Annotated in this window: 12 protein-coding genes; 8 read left to right on the top strand and 4 right to left on the bottom strand. The window is 67.1% G+C overall.

All coding sequences use genetic code 11. From position 1 onward, the window contains the following. Positions 1–12: 12 nt before the first annotated feature. On the bottom strand, positions 13–1,392 hold the full coding sequence (locus Q0316_RS11965; protein WP_298672691.1) for a M17 family metallopeptidase: 1,380 nt from the start codon (positions 1,390–1,392) through the stop codon (positions 13–15). 80 nt (positions 1,393–1,472) lie between these two features. Here Q0316_RS11965 and trxB point away from each other — a divergent pair, with 80 nt between their 5' ends. Both trxB and Q0316_RS11955 read left to right on the top strand, forming a co-directional pair. Continuing rightward, the gene (gene trxB, locus Q0316_RS11960) at positions 1,473–2,441 is read left to right on the top strand and encodes a thioredoxin-disulfide reductase (protein ID WP_298672690.1); all 969 of its coding nucleotides are present in this window, start codon (positions 1,473–1,475) and stop codon (positions 2,439–2,441) included. A 60-nt stretch (positions 2,442–2,501) separates the two neighbouring features. Beyond that, the gene (locus tag Q0316_RS11955; RefSeq protein WP_298672689.1) at positions 2,502–4,028 is read left to right on the top strand and encodes a peptidase S10; all 1,527 of its coding nucleotides are present in this window, start codon (positions 2,502–2,504) and stop codon (positions 4,026–4,028) included. On the opposite strand, the gene Q0316_RS11950 is transcribed toward Q0316_RS11955, so the two are convergent. Genes Q0316_RS11950 through Q0316_RS11940 form a run of 3 tightly spaced genes read right to left on the bottom strand, consistent with a single transcriptional unit; the run spans position 4,012 to position 5,713 of the window. Beyond that, positions 4,012–4,809, bottom strand: coding sequence for a hydrolase 1, exosortase A system-associated (locus Q0316_RS11950; RefSeq protein ID WP_298672687.1), 798 nt, complete (start codon positions 4,807–4,809; stop codon positions 4,012–4,014). The two genes, Q0316_RS11955 and Q0316_RS11950, sit on opposite strands and share 17 nt — an antisense overlap. Beyond that, complete coding sequence (locus Q0316_RS11945; RefSeq protein ID WP_298672685.1) at positions 4,785–5,393, bottom strand: hypothetical protein; 609 nt, start codon at positions 5,391–5,393, stop codon at positions 4,785–4,787. The genes Q0316_RS11950 and Q0316_RS11945 overlap by 25 nt, the downstream gene beginning before the upstream one ends. A 47-nt stretch (positions 5,394–5,440) precedes the next feature. After that, positions 5,441–5,713: a phosphopantetheine-binding protein gene (locus Q0316_RS11940; RefSeq protein WP_298672682.1), complete on the bottom strand. Its 273-nt coding sequence runs from the start codon at positions 5,711–5,713 to the stop codon at positions 5,441–5,443. A 78-nt stretch (positions 5,714–5,791) separates the two neighbouring features. Between Q0316_RS11940 and Q0316_RS11935 the strand changes: the two genes are divergently transcribed. From Q0316_RS11935 to Q0316_RS11910, 6 genes are all read left to right on the top strand, one after another. After that, a complete protein-coding gene (locus Q0316_RS11935) occupies positions 5,792–7,282 on the top strand; it encodes an AMP-binding protein (protein ID WP_298673073.1) in 1,491 nt (496 codons plus the stop codon). Continuing rightward, on the top strand, positions 7,279–8,505 hold the full coding sequence (locus Q0316_RS11930) for a pyridoxal-dependent decarboxylase, exosortase A system-associated (protein WP_298672681.1): 1,227 nt from the start codon (positions 7,279–7,281) through the stop codon (positions 8,503–8,505). The genes Q0316_RS11935 and Q0316_RS11930 overlap by 4 nt, the downstream gene beginning before the upstream one ends. Positions 8,506–8,599: 94 nt before the next feature. Next, positions 8,600–9,247: an XrtA/PEP-CTERM system exopolysaccharide export protein gene (locus tag Q0316_RS11925; protein ID WP_298672680.1), complete on the top strand. Its 648-nt coding sequence runs from the start codon at positions 8,600–8,602 to the stop codon at positions 9,245–9,247. Between the two features lie 10 nt (positions 9,248–9,257). After that, positions 9,258–10,775 (top strand): XrtA system polysaccharide chain length determinant, encoded by a 1,518-nt coding sequence (locus Q0316_RS11920; protein ID WP_298672678.1) that lies wholly within the window; start codon positions 9,258–9,260, stop codon positions 10,773–10,775. Further along, a complete protein-coding gene (locus Q0316_RS11915; RefSeq protein WP_298672676.1) occupies positions 10,772–11,812 on the top strand; it encodes an AAA family ATPase in 1,041 nt (346 codons plus the stop codon). Before Q0316_RS11920 ends, Q0316_RS11915 begins: the two co-directional genes overlap by 4 nt. 2 nt (positions 11,813–11,814) lie before the next feature. After that, positions 11,815–13,416 carry a hypothetical protein gene (locus Q0316_RS11910; protein ID WP_298672674.1) on the top strand — a complete coding sequence of 534 codons (1,602 nt, stop codon included), beginning with the start codon at positions 11,815–11,817 and terminating at the stop codon, positions 13,414–13,416. Positions 13,417–13,423: the final 7 nt, after the last annotated feature.

The following is a 13,423-nucleotide window of genomic DNA, read 5'->3' as shown; positions in this document are numbered from 1 at the left end:
GCCGCGCCGGCTTCAACCGAACCGCGTCTTCAGCACTTCCCATGCCGCGCGCAGGCCGAGCGCATCGCCGCCCTTGGGGCGCCCGGCTTTCGCCGCCGGTCGCCATGCGAAAGTATCGACATGCGCCCACGCGATCGTTTCCGGCACGAAACGGCGCAGGAACAAGGCGGCGGTGATCGCGCCGGCAAAGCCACTGTCGGGTGAATTCACCATGTCCGCGATGTCGGATTTCAGCATCTCGTCATAACCGTCCCACAGCGGCATTCGCCACAAGGGATCCTTCACGCTTTCGGATGCCGCCAGCAATTCCGCCGCCAGTGCCTCGTCATTGGCGAACAGCGGCGGCATATCCGGGCCAAGCGCCACGCGCGCGGCGCCGGTGAGCGTCGCGAAATCGAGGATCAGCGATGGCGACGATTCCACCGCCTTCGCGAGCGCGTCGCCAAGGATCAGCCGCCCCTCGGCATCGGTATTGGTGTTCTCCACCGTCAGGCCCTTGCGCGTCTTGAGTACGTCGCCGGGGCGGAAGGCGTTGCCGGCCACCGCATTCTCCACCGCCGGGATCAGCAGGTGGAGCCTGACCTTCAGCCGCGCGCCCATCACAAGGCCAGCCAGAGCGAGCATATGCGCCGCGCCGCCCATATCCTTCTTCATCAGCCGCATACCCGCGGCCGGCTTGATATCCAGCCCGCCCGAATCGAAGCACACGCCCTTGCCGACCAGCGCGACGCGCGGATGCGCGGGATCGCCCCATTCCAGCTCGATCAGGCGCGGCGCATGTTCCTTCGCCGCCGCCTGCCCGACGGCGTGGATCATCGGATAGCCCGTGGCGAGCGCATCGCCGCGCGTCACGGTGAGCGTCGCGCCATGTTTCTTTGCCAGCGCCCCGGCGATCTCCTCCAGCCCCGCCGGGCCGAGATCGGATGCGCCGGTGTTGACCAGATCGCGCACCATGGCGGTGGCCTCCGCGACGCGCAGCGCCTCGTCGATCCGCGCGGGTTCGCCCGAGAGCAACACGCGCGGCTCAGCCGGATCGGCGCGATAGCGCTCGAAGCGATATTGGCCGAGCAACCAGCCGAGCATCGCCGCCCCCGGCTCGCCCGAGGCGAGGCGATAGGTGCCCTCCGGCAGCGAGGTGCCGAGCGACGCGATCCGCCATGGCGAGCTTTCCGGCTCGGGGCAGACGAGCAGATACGACCATTCCTCCGCGCCCTCGCCGGGCAGCACCGCGCGTTCGCCCGCCTTGCCCGTCACCCGGTTCGCCGCGATCGCGCTGCGCACGCGGGGCGGCTGGCCGGCGAGCCAGTCGGCGAAGGCATTGGGATGGACGACGTGGATCGCGCGTGCCGGCTGGCCGCGATCGGGCTGGAGCATCGGGGTAAAGTCGGTCATGCCGTCACCAAAGCAGGACTTTGGCGCGCGCGCAACGCGAGCGGTTTGCAAGCGCGAATGCACATTCTACATCATGCGCCATGACAATTCATTCCACCCGTATGCTGATTCTCGGTTCCGGCCCGGCCGGCCTTTCCGCCGCCATCTATGGCGCGCGCGCCGGGATGCAGCCGATCGTCGTTCAGGGCATCCAGCCCGGCGGCCAACTCACCACCACCACCGACGTGGAGAATTATCCCGGTTTCGCCGACGTGATCCAGGGCCCGTGGCTGATGGAGCAGATGCAGAAGCAGGCCGAGCACGTCGGCACGCGGCTGATGTGGGATACGATCGTCGAGGTTGATCTCTCGAAGCGGCCGTTCCGCCTGATCGGCGACGGCGGGGACGTTTATGAAGGCGATGTGCTGGTGATCGCCACCGGCGCGCAGGCCAAATGGCTCGGCATCGACAGCGAGGAGCCGATGAAGGGCAAGGGCGTCAGCGCCTGCGCCACCTGCGACGGCTTTTTCTATCGCGGCAAGAAGGTGGCGGTGATCGGCGGCGGCAATACCGCTGTCGAGGAGGCGCTCTATCTCACCAACCATTCCGATAACGTCACGCTGATCCACCGCCGCGATTCGCTGCGCGCGGAGAAGATCCTTCAGGATCGGCTGTTCGCGCATCCGAACATCACGGTGCTGTGGAACAAGGAAGTGCGCGAATTCGTCGATGGCGGCGGCACGGCGGGCCTCGTCGCGCTCGATCTGCGCGACACGGAGACGGGCGAGGCGTCGCGGCTCGATGTCGAGGGCGGCTTCGTCGCGATCGGGCATCATCCGGCGACCGAATTGTTCCGCGGCCATGTCGCGCTTGATGCCGACGGCTATGTCGCGGTGCAGACCGGCTCGACGCGCACCAGTGTGGCGGGCGTGTTCGCGTGCGGCGACGTGATGGACAAGGTCTATCGCCAGGCGGTGACGGCGGCGGGCACCGGCTGCATGGCCGCGCTGGATGCGGAACGCTTCCTTGCCGAGGCCGATTTTGAAAAGCTCGCCGAAGCGGCGGAATAGCTTTACGTGTATTGTGAAGGTGATACACACCTTCGCCTGAACGATAATGAACCGGGGGGAATGATGAAGTTTCGGATCGCGCTCGCGTTGTCGGCGGCGGGCATCATGCTGGCGGCGCCGGCCATCGCGCAGGACAAAAAGACGGACGACAAGGCGCCTGCGGAAAAGAGCGGCGATCCCGCGATCCCGCCGCCCGTCGTTTCGGTGACGCACCACAGCGGCACGTTCGGCGGGGTGAAGATCGCGTACAAGGCGATCGCGGGCGAAACCTATCTGAAGGACAAGGACGGCAAGCCGCTCGCGGCGATCACCTCCTATAGCTATATCAAGGAAGGGCCGGTCGATCCGAACCGCCCGGTGACGTTCCTGTGGAACGGCGGTCCCGGCTCCGGATCGCTCTGGCTTCAGATGGGCGCGTTCGGGCCGAAGCGCGTCGTGCTGCCCGATGCCAAGGACGATGGCGCGCCGCCTTATCGCATCATCGACAACAACGCCTCGCTGCTGGATGCGACGGACCTTGTATTCATCGACCCGGTCGGCACCGGCTTCAGCCGCGCGCTCGGCAAGACCGATCCGAAGGATTATTGGGGCATCACCGCCGATGCCAAGTCGATGGCGCGGTTCATCCGATTGTGGCTGGACGCCAATGGCCGGTGGAATGCGCCGAAGTTCATCGGCGGCGAAAGCTATGGCACCACGCGTTCGGCGGCGGTCATCAACGAGCTTGAGGGCAGCTATACCGATGTCGCGGTGAACGGCATCATCCTGATCTCCTCGATCATGGATTTCAGCCAGGCGGCGGAAGCGCCGGGCAACGAACTTGGCTATGTCACCAACCTGCCGTCGATGGCGGCAACGGCCTGGTATCACAACAAGGTGCCGAACAAGCCCGCCACGGTCGAGGAATTCGTGGCGGAGGCGCGCGCCTGGGCGATCGGCCCCTATGCCTCGGCGCTGCTAAAGGGCAACAACCTGTCTGCCGAGGAGCGTGCGCAGATCCTGCCGCAGCTCTCGCGCTTCACCGGCGTGTCGCAAACCTTTCTCAGCAATGCGGACCTGAGGCTGTCGCCGGGGCGCTTCTACAAGGAATTGCTGCGCGATCGCGGGCTGACGATCGGGCGGCTCGATACGCGCTACACCGGCAAGGATTACGACAATGCGGGGGAGGAGCCGGATAACGATCCGAGCTTCTATGGCATTGACGGTTCCTATACCGCCGCGATGAATTGGTGGGCGCGCGAGGGGCTGAAATATTCGCCCGAACTGGTCTATTCCTCGATCGGCGCGGTGCGCGACTGGGACTGGAAGATCCCCGGCCCGCGCGGCGGCTCGGTCTACGTCAATGTGGCGCCCTATATCGGTCGTGCGCTGCGCGAGAACAGCGGGCTGCGCGTGTTCGCCGGGCAGGGCTATTATGATTTCGCGACGCCCTTCTTCGGCGCGGAATATTCATTCAGCCGGACCGGAATGCCCACTGACGGGCGGATCGAATGGCATTATTATCACGCCGGCCACATGATGTACGTGCGTGATGAGGATTTGCAGAAACTTTCCAACGACATTCGCGCGTTTATTCGCAAGCGTTGACAAGATCGCGGATCGCCGCCGCCAGCGCGGCGGCGTCCGCTTGCCGCGCGAAGCTATGTGAGGTGGAGGGGATAACGATCGTGCGCGGCGCCACCGCTGCGCGTTTCGCGGCATCGGCATAAGCGATGGCGGTGGCGTCGCCCTCCGCCAGAATAACCGTCGCCTTCGATCCCCAGCCCGCGATAGCCGGCAGCGCGGTGGCGGCGAGCGACCCGGCCTCAGTCGATCCATCCGAAATGCGCCGTAAACCACGGATGAATTTACCGATCGAAACGCCGCCGCTGAGCGCGCGGCGCCATGTCGCGGGATCACGCAGCCGCGCGGCATAATGCGCGCGTATTGCGGCGGGCGGGGGCAGCCCGTCCACCGGCTCGATCACCCATGGGTTGGCGAGCAGCACCCGTGCGATTCCCGCCGCCTTGCCGTGGAGCGCCAGCGTCGTCGCTGCGTCGCAATTACCGAACCCTGTCAGCCGGGTGATATGCGGCGCTTCGGCGCGAAACGCCGCGGCTGCGGCGAGCAGATCGTCTCGCGCCGCATAGAAGCCGCGATTTTCTCCGCTCGAATCGCCGATTCCGCGCCGGTCATAGCGGAACACGGGTACGCCCTCCGCGGCCAGAGTGGCGGCCAGCATCGCCATGCCGCGATGCGCGCCCGCACGAATCTCATTACCCCCCGAAACGATCAGCAGCCCCGTTGCGCCTGGCGCCTCGTCAAGCGAGCCGATCAGCGTATCGCCGCCGCAGGGGAAGGCGATCAGCCGCCGCACGCGGCGATCCATGCGGCGAGATCATCGGCCACCGCTTCCTGCAACACAGCATCCACCCCCGGTTCGGTGGCGCGCCATAGCGGCCGACCGGGCAAGTAAAGCGCCGCCTCGCGCGGGTCTTCTTTCAGTCGCGCCACGCGCAGCGCGCCAGCGGCTGGCGTTTCGGCGGTATCGAGTTCGCCGAGCAATGCGGGCGACAAACGGTTGCCCGCATAACCCTCGCCGCCGCCGATCCGCTGAATCCGCGCCAGTTCGCGATATTGCTCGGCCCCGGTCATCGGGGAGAGGCGCCACCGGCCAGCGAGTTCGGCTCCACCGTCGATCAGCGCGCCGCCGCGCCACGCCATCGCGAATACCGGCGCGTTCAACGCCTCCACCGCCGCGGCGAAGGCCGCTCGCCAGCCCGCCAGCGATGCTGCCCGCGTGGGGACGAGGCTTTCGCCGGTGCCGGGCAGATCGGGCAAGGCGCCGCCAATGCCGAGCGCGGCCAGCCGCCGCAGAACGTCGATCGCCGCCGCGCGGGTGCGGTTGCCCTCCTCGAACAAGGGGAGGATGGCGGCGACGACAGGGCCGCGTTCCGGTCCGAAACGCAGCATCGCCTCGCGACCGCCGCGCCATGCGTAATGCGTGATGCGCGGGGCGCTCAGGCGGCCACCTTGTCCGCGGCGAAGCGCGCGAGCGCGCCGAACGTCTCCAGCATGTCGCCGTCGATATCGTCATCGTCGATGGTGATGCCCAGCCGATCTTCCAGTTCGGTCAACACCCCGGCGACCGCCATCGAATCGAGTTCGGGCAGCGCGCCGAACAACGGCGTGTCGGCATGGAAGGCGGCGACCTGTGCCTCGGACAGCCCAAGCGCATGGCGCAACACCGCGCGCACAGCCTGTTCGATCTCGTCCATCCCTGCTCGCCCCATGCGCGATCCCTTCCCGTCAGGACGGGCCGTTAGGACGGGGGGATGAAATCCGCAACGGGTTCGGCCATGGAAAGCATCATGGTGCCGCTAGACCCGACCCCGCAATTGATAGATCACGTCCTTGCCGGGGCGGACGACGCCCCCGCGCTGATCGAGCGCGGCACGACGCTGACCTATCGGGAGGTGGAGCAGGCGGTCGCGCGGCTCGCTGGCTGGCTGGCGGGCTTCGGCTTCGCGCCGGGTGATCGCGTCGCGACCTGGCTACCCAAGGCGCGTGCCGCCTGTCTGATGCCGCTCGCCGCGCCGCGCGCGGGGCTGGTCCATGTGCCGATCAATCCGCTGCTGAAGCGCGCCCAGGTGGCGCATATCATGGCGGATAGCGGTGCACGGCTGCTGCTCACCCAACCGCCGCGCGCAGCGACGCTGGCGGCGGATGACCTCGCGACGGAAGTGATCGTCGCGGTGGAGCCGGGTGAGGGCGATGCGTTGCCGCGTTCCTCGGGTGATCCGGATGCGCTGGCCGCGATCCTCTACACATCGGGTTCGACCGGGCGGCCCAAGGGCGTGATGTTGAGCCACGCCAATCTGTGGTTTGGTGCGAATTCCGTCGCGCATTATCTTGAAATTGTGCCAGAAGATCGCGTGCTTGGCGTGTTGCCGTTGAGTTTCGACTATGGCCAGAGCCAGTTGCTGTCGACATGGGCGGCGGGCGCTGCGGTGGCGCCGCTCGATTATCTTACGGCGCGCGATGTGGTGAAGGCGGTGGAGCGGGTTTCGGCGACGACGCTGGCGGGGGTGCCGCCCTTGTGGGTGCAATTGATCGAGGCGGACTGGCCGACAGAGACCGCCGCGCGGATCACGCGGCTGACCAATTCCGGCGGCGCGCTGACGCCCCGGCTGGTGCGCGCGCTGCGGGAAAGGTTCCCCGCCGCGCGCCTGTATCCGATGTACGGGCTGACCGAGGCGTTCCGCTCGACCTTCCTCGATCCGGCGCTGGTCGACAGCCGCCCCGAATCGATCGGTCGCGCGATCCCCCATGCCGAGGTGCTGGTCGTGCGCCCGGATGGCACCCGCGCGGGCGCAGGAGAGGCGGGCGAACTGGTCCATGCCGGCCCGCTGGTCGCGCAGGGCTATTGGCGGGACGCGGCGCGCAGCGCGCAACGCTTTCGCCCGGCGCCGGCCTTCTCGCATTATGGCGGAACGGCGGTATGGTCCGGCGATACGGTGATTGCGGATGCGGAAGGGTTGCTCCGCTTCGTCGGGCGTGACGATGAAATGATCAAGAGCGCGGGGAACCGCATCAGCCCCGCCGAACTGGAAGAGGCCGCCGTTGCCGGTGGTGAGGCGGCGGAGGCGGTCGCAATTGGCGTTGCCGATGCGCGGCTGGGGCAGGCGATCGTGCTGGTGCTGCGCGGCGATGCGTCGCAGGAGGGGGCGTTGCGCGAACGGCTCAAGCGTGATCTGCCCAATTTCATGCAGCCGGCGCGGATCGAGTGGCGCGGCGATCTGCCGCGCAACCCCAATGGCAAGCTCGATCGTGCCCGAATCCGTGCGGAGGTGACGCCATGAAGCCGATGGGGCCGATCCCGCCCGAATTTGCCGGGCAGCGGGGTGAATTGACGATCGGCGGGCGGCGTGCGACCGATTGGATCGCCGAGGCCGGATCGCCGTGTTTCGTCTATGATCCCGCGATCGTCGCGGCGCGGGTTGCGCGGTTCCGCGCGGCGATGCCCGCGATTGACCTGCATTATGCGATGAAGGCGAACCCGAACCCGATATTGCTCGCTGCGATCGCGCCGCTGGTCGACGGGATCGACGTGGCCTCCGCCGGCGAATTATCCGTCGCGCTGAAGGAGATGCCGGCCAGGCACATCAGCTTCGCCGGGCCGGGCAAGCGCGACGCGGAACTGGAGGCGGCGATCATCTGCGGCGCCACGCTGAACGTCGAATCCATAGGCGAGGCCCGGCGCGCACTGGCGATCGGCGATCGGCTGGGCGCCCGCCCGCGCCTCGCCGTCAGGGTCAATCCGGATATGGAGCTGAAGGGATCGGGGATGAAGATGGGCGGTCGCCCATCGCCCTTCGGCGTGGATGCGGAAATGGCGGCGGACGTGGTGCGCCTGATCCGTGACGGCGGGGCGGACTGGCGCGGCTTCCATATCTTCGCGGGCTCGCAGGCGCTCGACGCGGCGGCGATCATCGACACGCAGGCGGCGACGGTCGCGCTCGCCGCGCGGCTGGCGGACGAAGCGGGGGCGGCCCCGCCGCTGGTCAATCTCGGCGGGGGATTCGGCATTCCCTATTTTCCGGGCGACATCCCGCTCGATATCAATCGGATCGGCGACGCGCTGGCGGCGACGCTTGAAGCGCGCGCGCCGATCCTTGGCGACGCGCGTTTCGCGATCGAACTGGGGCGCTGGCTGGTGGCGGAGGCCGGGGTCTATCTCACCAGCGTGGTCGATCGGAAGGAGAGCCGGGGCGAGACCTTCCTCGTCGTCGATGGCGGGCTTCACCACCAGCTCGCCGCCAGCGGCAATTTCGGCACCGTGGTGCGGCGCAACTATCCGATCGCGGTGGCGCATCGCATGGGGGAGGCGGCATACGGTGAGGTGTCCGTAGTGGGGTGCCTGTGCACACCGCTCGACCGGCTGGGCGATCGCGTGGCGCTGCCCCATGCGGCGCCGGGCGATATCATCGCGATCTTCCTCGCCGGCGCTTATGGCGTCACCGCCAGCCCGACGGCGTTTCTCGGCCATCCGGCGCCGGCGGAGCGCATAGTCAGTCGTTCCTAACGCTATCTTCACCTCTTGACCCCATAGGCCGGAAACGAGTGCATCCGGCGGGGAAGACGTCTCCCGCCAGGCCGGGCGCGCGAAGGAGAATGTTATGCGTTTCGGCAATGGTTCCCGTGGCCTGGCGGCGATGACCGTGGCATCGGTGATGCTGGCGGGCTGCGCTCAGGACAAGGCACGGCCAGGCGGGCTGCCGTCCGCCGCCTTTGTCGCCAAAGCGGAGCAACCCGGCGAGCAATATGTCATCGGGCCGCTCGATTCGCTGCAGATCTTCGTGTGGCGCAATCCCGAACTGTCCGCCAAGGTGCAGGTGCGCCCCGATGGCCGCATCACCACGCCGCTGGTCAACGACATGTCCGCCGTGGGCAAGACGCCGGCGCAACTCGCCGACGATATGAAGGCGGCGCTGGGCGAATATATCAAAGACCCGATCGTATCGGTGATCGTCGAGAATTTTTCCGGCACCTACAGCCAGCAGGTGCGCATCGTCGGCGCGACCGAGAAGCCGGCATCGCTGCCGTATCGCGCGAACATGACGTTGCTCGATGCGATGATCGCGGTGGGCGGCCTTTCGCAATATGCCGCCGGCAATCGCGCGCGGCTGATCCGCTATGACCGCGCGACCGGCAAGCAGCACGAATATCAGCTGAAGATCAACCGCCTGCTCAAGAGCGGTGACCCGACGGCCAATGTGAAGCTGGAGCCGGGTGATGTCATCATCATCCCCGAAAGCATGTTCTGAAAGGCCGGGCGTGTCGGGATTGCTTGAGGAGATACGGATCGCCGCCCACATGATGTGGACCCGCCGCTGGCTTGCGCTGGCGGTGGCGTGGGGCATCTGCATTCTGGGCTGGCTGTTCGTCAGCCAGATTCCGAGCCGCTACGAAAGCCACGCGCGCATCTTCGTGCAGGTGCGCCAGGTATTGCCGACCAGCGCGAACGGCGCGGCTGTAGGGGATCAGACGCGCGATATTGATACGGTGCGCCAGACGCTGACTTCCGCAGTGAACCTTACCAAGGTGGTGCGTGGCACCGATCTGGCGCAGGGCGCGACGACGGATCGCGCGATCGCGGATCGCGTCGCGGGGCTGCAAAATGCGATCAAGATCACCGCGCAACAGGATAATCTGTTCGAGATCGTCACCACCGCCTCCACGCCGCATCTCGCGCGGCAGATAACGCAGAAGCTGATCGACCTGTTCGTCGAGCAGAATCTGTCGGACGATCGCAGCCAGAGCGCGCAGACACTCCAGTTCCTCGATTCGCAGCTTCAGTCGCTCGGCGCCAAGCTTCAGGACGCGGAGGTTAAACGCGCCAATTTCCAGAACCGCTATCTCGGCTCGCTGCCGGGCACCGGATCGGTCAGCGACCGGATCGGCGCCGCGCGCGCGCAAATGGGGCAGGTCGACAGCGATCTTGCCGCGGCGCAGGCCAATCTTGCGGCGTTGAGCGGCCAGATGTCTGGGACGCCGCGCAACATCCCCGGCGCCGGCCCCGCGCCGGGCATTGGGCCGGCGCGCGCGCGCCTCGCGGCGATCCAGGGCCAGCTCGCCGATGCGCGATCACGCGGTTATACTGATAACCACCCGGATGTCGTCGCGCTGAAGGCGCAGCTTGCGCAGGCGCAGGCGGATGCCCGCAACGAACCGGCATCGGCAGGCGCGGCATCGGCGGACAATCCCGCCTATATCTCGCTCCAGTCGATGCGCGCGGACCGGCAGGCCGCCGTAACCGCGCTGGTGATGCGCAAGCGCCAGCTTCAATCCGATCTCGATACGCTCAACGCGAAACTGGCGCAGGATCCGGCGGTCGCGGCGGAGCAGGGCGGGATCGACCGCAATTACAGCGTGCTCAAGGATCAGTATGACCAGTTGCTCGTCCAGCGCGAGCAGGTGGCGCTGCACAGCCAGGCGCAGACGCAGACCGACGCGGTGAAATTCAGCGTGATCGACCCGCCGACCAGCTCGCGCACGCCGACCGCGCCGAACCGCCCGTTGCTGCTGACCGGCGTGCTCGCCGCCGGGTTGCTCGGCGGGCTGGGCGCGGCCTTCGCGCTGGGCCAGGTACAGGGAACCTTCCCGACGGCGCAGCGGCTGGAAAAGGCTTCGGGGATGGCGGTGATCGGATCAATCGGCGAGATGGTGACGCGTGCCCAGTCCGAGGATCGCGCGAAGAAGCTGAAATGGCTGGCGGGCGGCACCGCTGCATTGCTGGCGAGTTACATCATCCTGCTCGGCGTCGAGATGGTTCAGCGGGGGATGACGGCATGAGCAAATCATCCGCCCCGCGCGAAGGATCGCTGATCGAGCGCGCCGCGCAAATATATGATTTCGATGCGCAATTCCGCGTGCGCCGCGCCGATCGTGCTGCCACGCGGGAGGCGCAGGCGCAGGCACAGGAAGCGGAGGAAACCGCGCCGGGGCTTCCGGCTCACACGTTCCTGGATGACGCGCCCGCGCCGCCGCCGGGCGCGATGACCATGTCGCCCGAAGTGGCGGCGACGCTGGCTGCGATCCCGCTGGAATTGCGCGATTTCGCCGTGCAGGCCGACGATGACGGATGGGAGAATCCATCCGGCGTCGCGCATATTGATCGGGCGATGCTGGCGGGGAAGGGGATGCTCGTTCCCGGCGCCCCGGTGGGCGCACTCGCCGAGGAATTCCGCATGGTGAAGCGGCAGTTGCTGCTCAATGCGCGGACGATCGCGGCGGGCGCGCCGGAGCGCCGCGCGCGCACGATCCTCGTCGGATCGGGCAAGCCGGGCGAGGGCAAGACTTTCTGCGCGATCAATCTCGCGATCAGCCTCGCCGCCGAACGCGATGTCGAGGTGTTGCTGGTCGATGCCGATTTCGCCAAGCCCGATGTCATGGCCTCGCTCGGGCTGGATGATTCGACCGGGCTGCTCGATATCATCAGCGATCAGACGCTCGATCCGGAAGCGTTCGTGCTGAAGACGGACGTGCCGCAACTCTCGCTGCTGCCGGCGGGCGCGCGCAGCCACGCCGATACCGAATTGCTCGCCAGCGTGCGCACCGCGCAGGTGCTCGATCAGTTGCTGGCCGCCGATCCGCGCCGGATCATCGTGTTCGATTCGCCCCCGGCGCTTGCCGCCTCGCCGGCATCGGTGCTGGCGCTGCTCGTCGCGCAGGTGATGCTGGTGGTGCGCGCCGATCGCACGACGGATAGCGACGTGCGCGAAGCGGTGGCGCTGCTCGACGGCTGCGAACACATCAGCCTGGTGTTGAACGCCACCTCCTACGAGCCGCACCGCGGGCGGTTCGGCAGCTATTACGGGCAGGGGAAATGATGATGAGGCGGGGTCTCCTTGCCGCGTCGCTAGGGGCGGTGATGATCGCTTCGCCGGCGCTTGCCGATACGCGATATGTCGCGCCCTATGTCGAACTCGGGCAGGCGATCGGCGCCGATCTGACCAACGACGATGTCGTGACCTGGACCCAGGTGGCCGTCGGCGTGGAGGCGGGCATTTCAGGCCGCCGTGCCGAAGGGCAGATCAGCGCGCGTTATGAGCGCCGCATTCCGTGGAACGGCAATCTGGCCGACGTGGACATGGTTTCCGGCCTCGCGCGCGGCTCGGTAAAGCTCGCGCCGGGCTTCTCGATTGATGCGGGCGCCCTCGCGACCCGCACCCGCGCCGACATTCGCGGCGCGGCGCCGGGGCTGTTCAGCGACAATTCGGCCAATGTGTCGAACGTCTATTCCGTCTATCTCGGCCCGCAATACACCACCAGCGCCGGCCCGGCGCAGGTGATGCTCGGCTATCGCTTCGGTTATACCAAGGTCGAGGTGCCCGGCTTCACCGGCATCGCGCCGGGGGCGCCACGGCTCGACTATTTCGATGATTCGACAAGCCATCTCGCGGTGGCCTCGATCGGCGTCGGCGCGGGGCGGATCGCGCCGTTCGGCATCACGCTGAGCGGTGCGCTGGAGCGCGATTTCGCCAGCCAGCTTTCGCAACGATACGAGGGCGAGTTCGCGCGCGTCGATGTGGTTCAGCCGGTCAGCCGCACGGTCGCGCTGCGTGCGGGCGCGGGCTATGAGAAGATACGCTCGACCCAGCGCGATCCGCTGATCGACGGCAACGGCAATCCGGTGCTGGACGGCAACGGGCGCTTCGTCACCGATCCCGCTTCGCCGCGCCGCATCGCCTATAACACCGATGGGCTGATCTATGACGCGGGCGTGGTGTGGCGCCCCTCCGCGCGGCTCGAATTGCAGGCCAATGCCGGTTATCGCTACGGCGGCGAAACCTATTTCGGATCGCTTGCGTGGCGCATGTCGCCGGACAGCGCGGTGCGCGCGGTGGTTTACGACGGGATCAGCACGTTCGGGCGCCAGCTCCGCGATGGCCTGGCTTCGCTGCCGACCAGTTTCGAGACGCAGGCCGATCCGTTCGGGCAGCAGTTCGCCGGCTGCGTGTTCGCGGCGCAACCGGCCACGGGTGGCGCGGGCGGATGCCTCAACAGCGCGTTCCAGTCGGTAACCACGGCCGTCTATCGCGCGCGTGGCGTGGACGTGGTCTATTCCCGCACGCTTGGCGTGACGCGGCTCGGGCTGGGCTTCGGCTATGCCAATCGCAAGCTCTACGCGCCGCCCGCCGCGCCGGGCATCAGCATCCTCGGCGATAATGACGAGAGCTATTACGCGCAGCTTTTCTACGCGCGCGCGCTGAGCCCGGTTTCGGAAATCGACGCCAATCTGTTCGTGAATTATTATAACAGCAACATCGCGGTGATGCAGGGCGTGCTCGGTGCCGGCCTCACCGGGAGCTATCAGCGTCGCTTCGGGCGCATCGGCACGATCGCCTCGCTCGGCATCTACACATACGATCAGCGCGGTTTCGACAGCCAGTGGTCGGCGCAGGGGCTCCTTGGGGCGAGGTACACGTTCTGATGGCGCG

This window comes from uncultured Sphingomonas sp., assembly GCF_937871615.1.
Classification (GTDB): domain Bacteria; phylum Pseudomonadota; class Alphaproteobacteria; order Sphingomonadales; family Sphingomonadaceae; genus Sphingomonas.
The sequence above is the reverse complement of the archived record's forward strand: the minus strand, read 5'-3'. Positions and strand labels throughout refer to the sequence as shown.

What these genes read in the sequence shown, in the direction of transcription:
- Q0316_RS11965 (WP_298672691.1), bottom strand. Translation starts at nt 1,392, where the DNA reads ATGACCGACTTTACCCCGATGCTCCAGCCCGATCGCGGCCAGCCGGCA.
- trxB (WP_298672690.1), top strand. Translation starts at nt 1,473, where the DNA reads ATGACAATTCATTCCACCCGTATGCTGATTCTCGGTTCCGGCCCGGCC.
- Q0316_RS11955 (WP_298672689.1), top strand. Translation starts at nt 2,502, where the DNA reads ATGATGAAGTTTCGGATCGCGCTCGCGTTGTCGGCGGCGGGCATCATG.
- Q0316_RS11950 (WP_298672687.1), bottom strand. Translation starts at nt 4,809, where the DNA reads ATGGATCGCCGCGTGCGGCGGCTGATCGCCTTCCCCTGCGGCGGCGAT.
- Q0316_RS11945 (WP_298672685.1), bottom strand. Translation starts at nt 5,393, where the DNA reads ATGCTGCGTTTCGGACCGGAACGCGGCCCTGTCGTCGCCGCCATCCTC.
- Q0316_RS11940 (WP_298672682.1), bottom strand. Translation starts at nt 5,713, where the DNA reads ATGGGGCGAGCAGGGATGGACGAGATCGAACAGGCTGTGCGCGCGGTG.
- Q0316_RS11935 (WP_298673073.1), top strand. Translation starts at nt 5,792, where the DNA reads ATGGTGCCGCTAGACCCGACCCCGCAATTGATAGATCACGTCCTTGCC.
- Q0316_RS11930 (WP_298672681.1), top strand. Translation starts at nt 7,279, where the DNA reads ATGAAGCCGATGGGGCCGATCCCGCCCGAATTTGCCGGGCAGCGGGGT.
- Q0316_RS11925 (WP_298672680.1), top strand. Translation starts at nt 8,600, where the DNA reads ATGCGTTTCGGCAATGGTTCCCGTGGCCTGGCGGCGATGACCGTGGCA.
- Q0316_RS11915 (WP_298672676.1), top strand. Translation starts at nt 10,772, where the DNA reads ATGAGCAAATCATCCGCCCCGCGCGAAGGATCGCTGATCGAGCGCGCC.
- Q0316_RS11910 (WP_298672674.1), top strand. Translation starts at nt 11,815, where the DNA reads ATGAGGCGGGGTCTCCTTGCCGCGTCGCTAGGGGCGGTGATGATCGCT.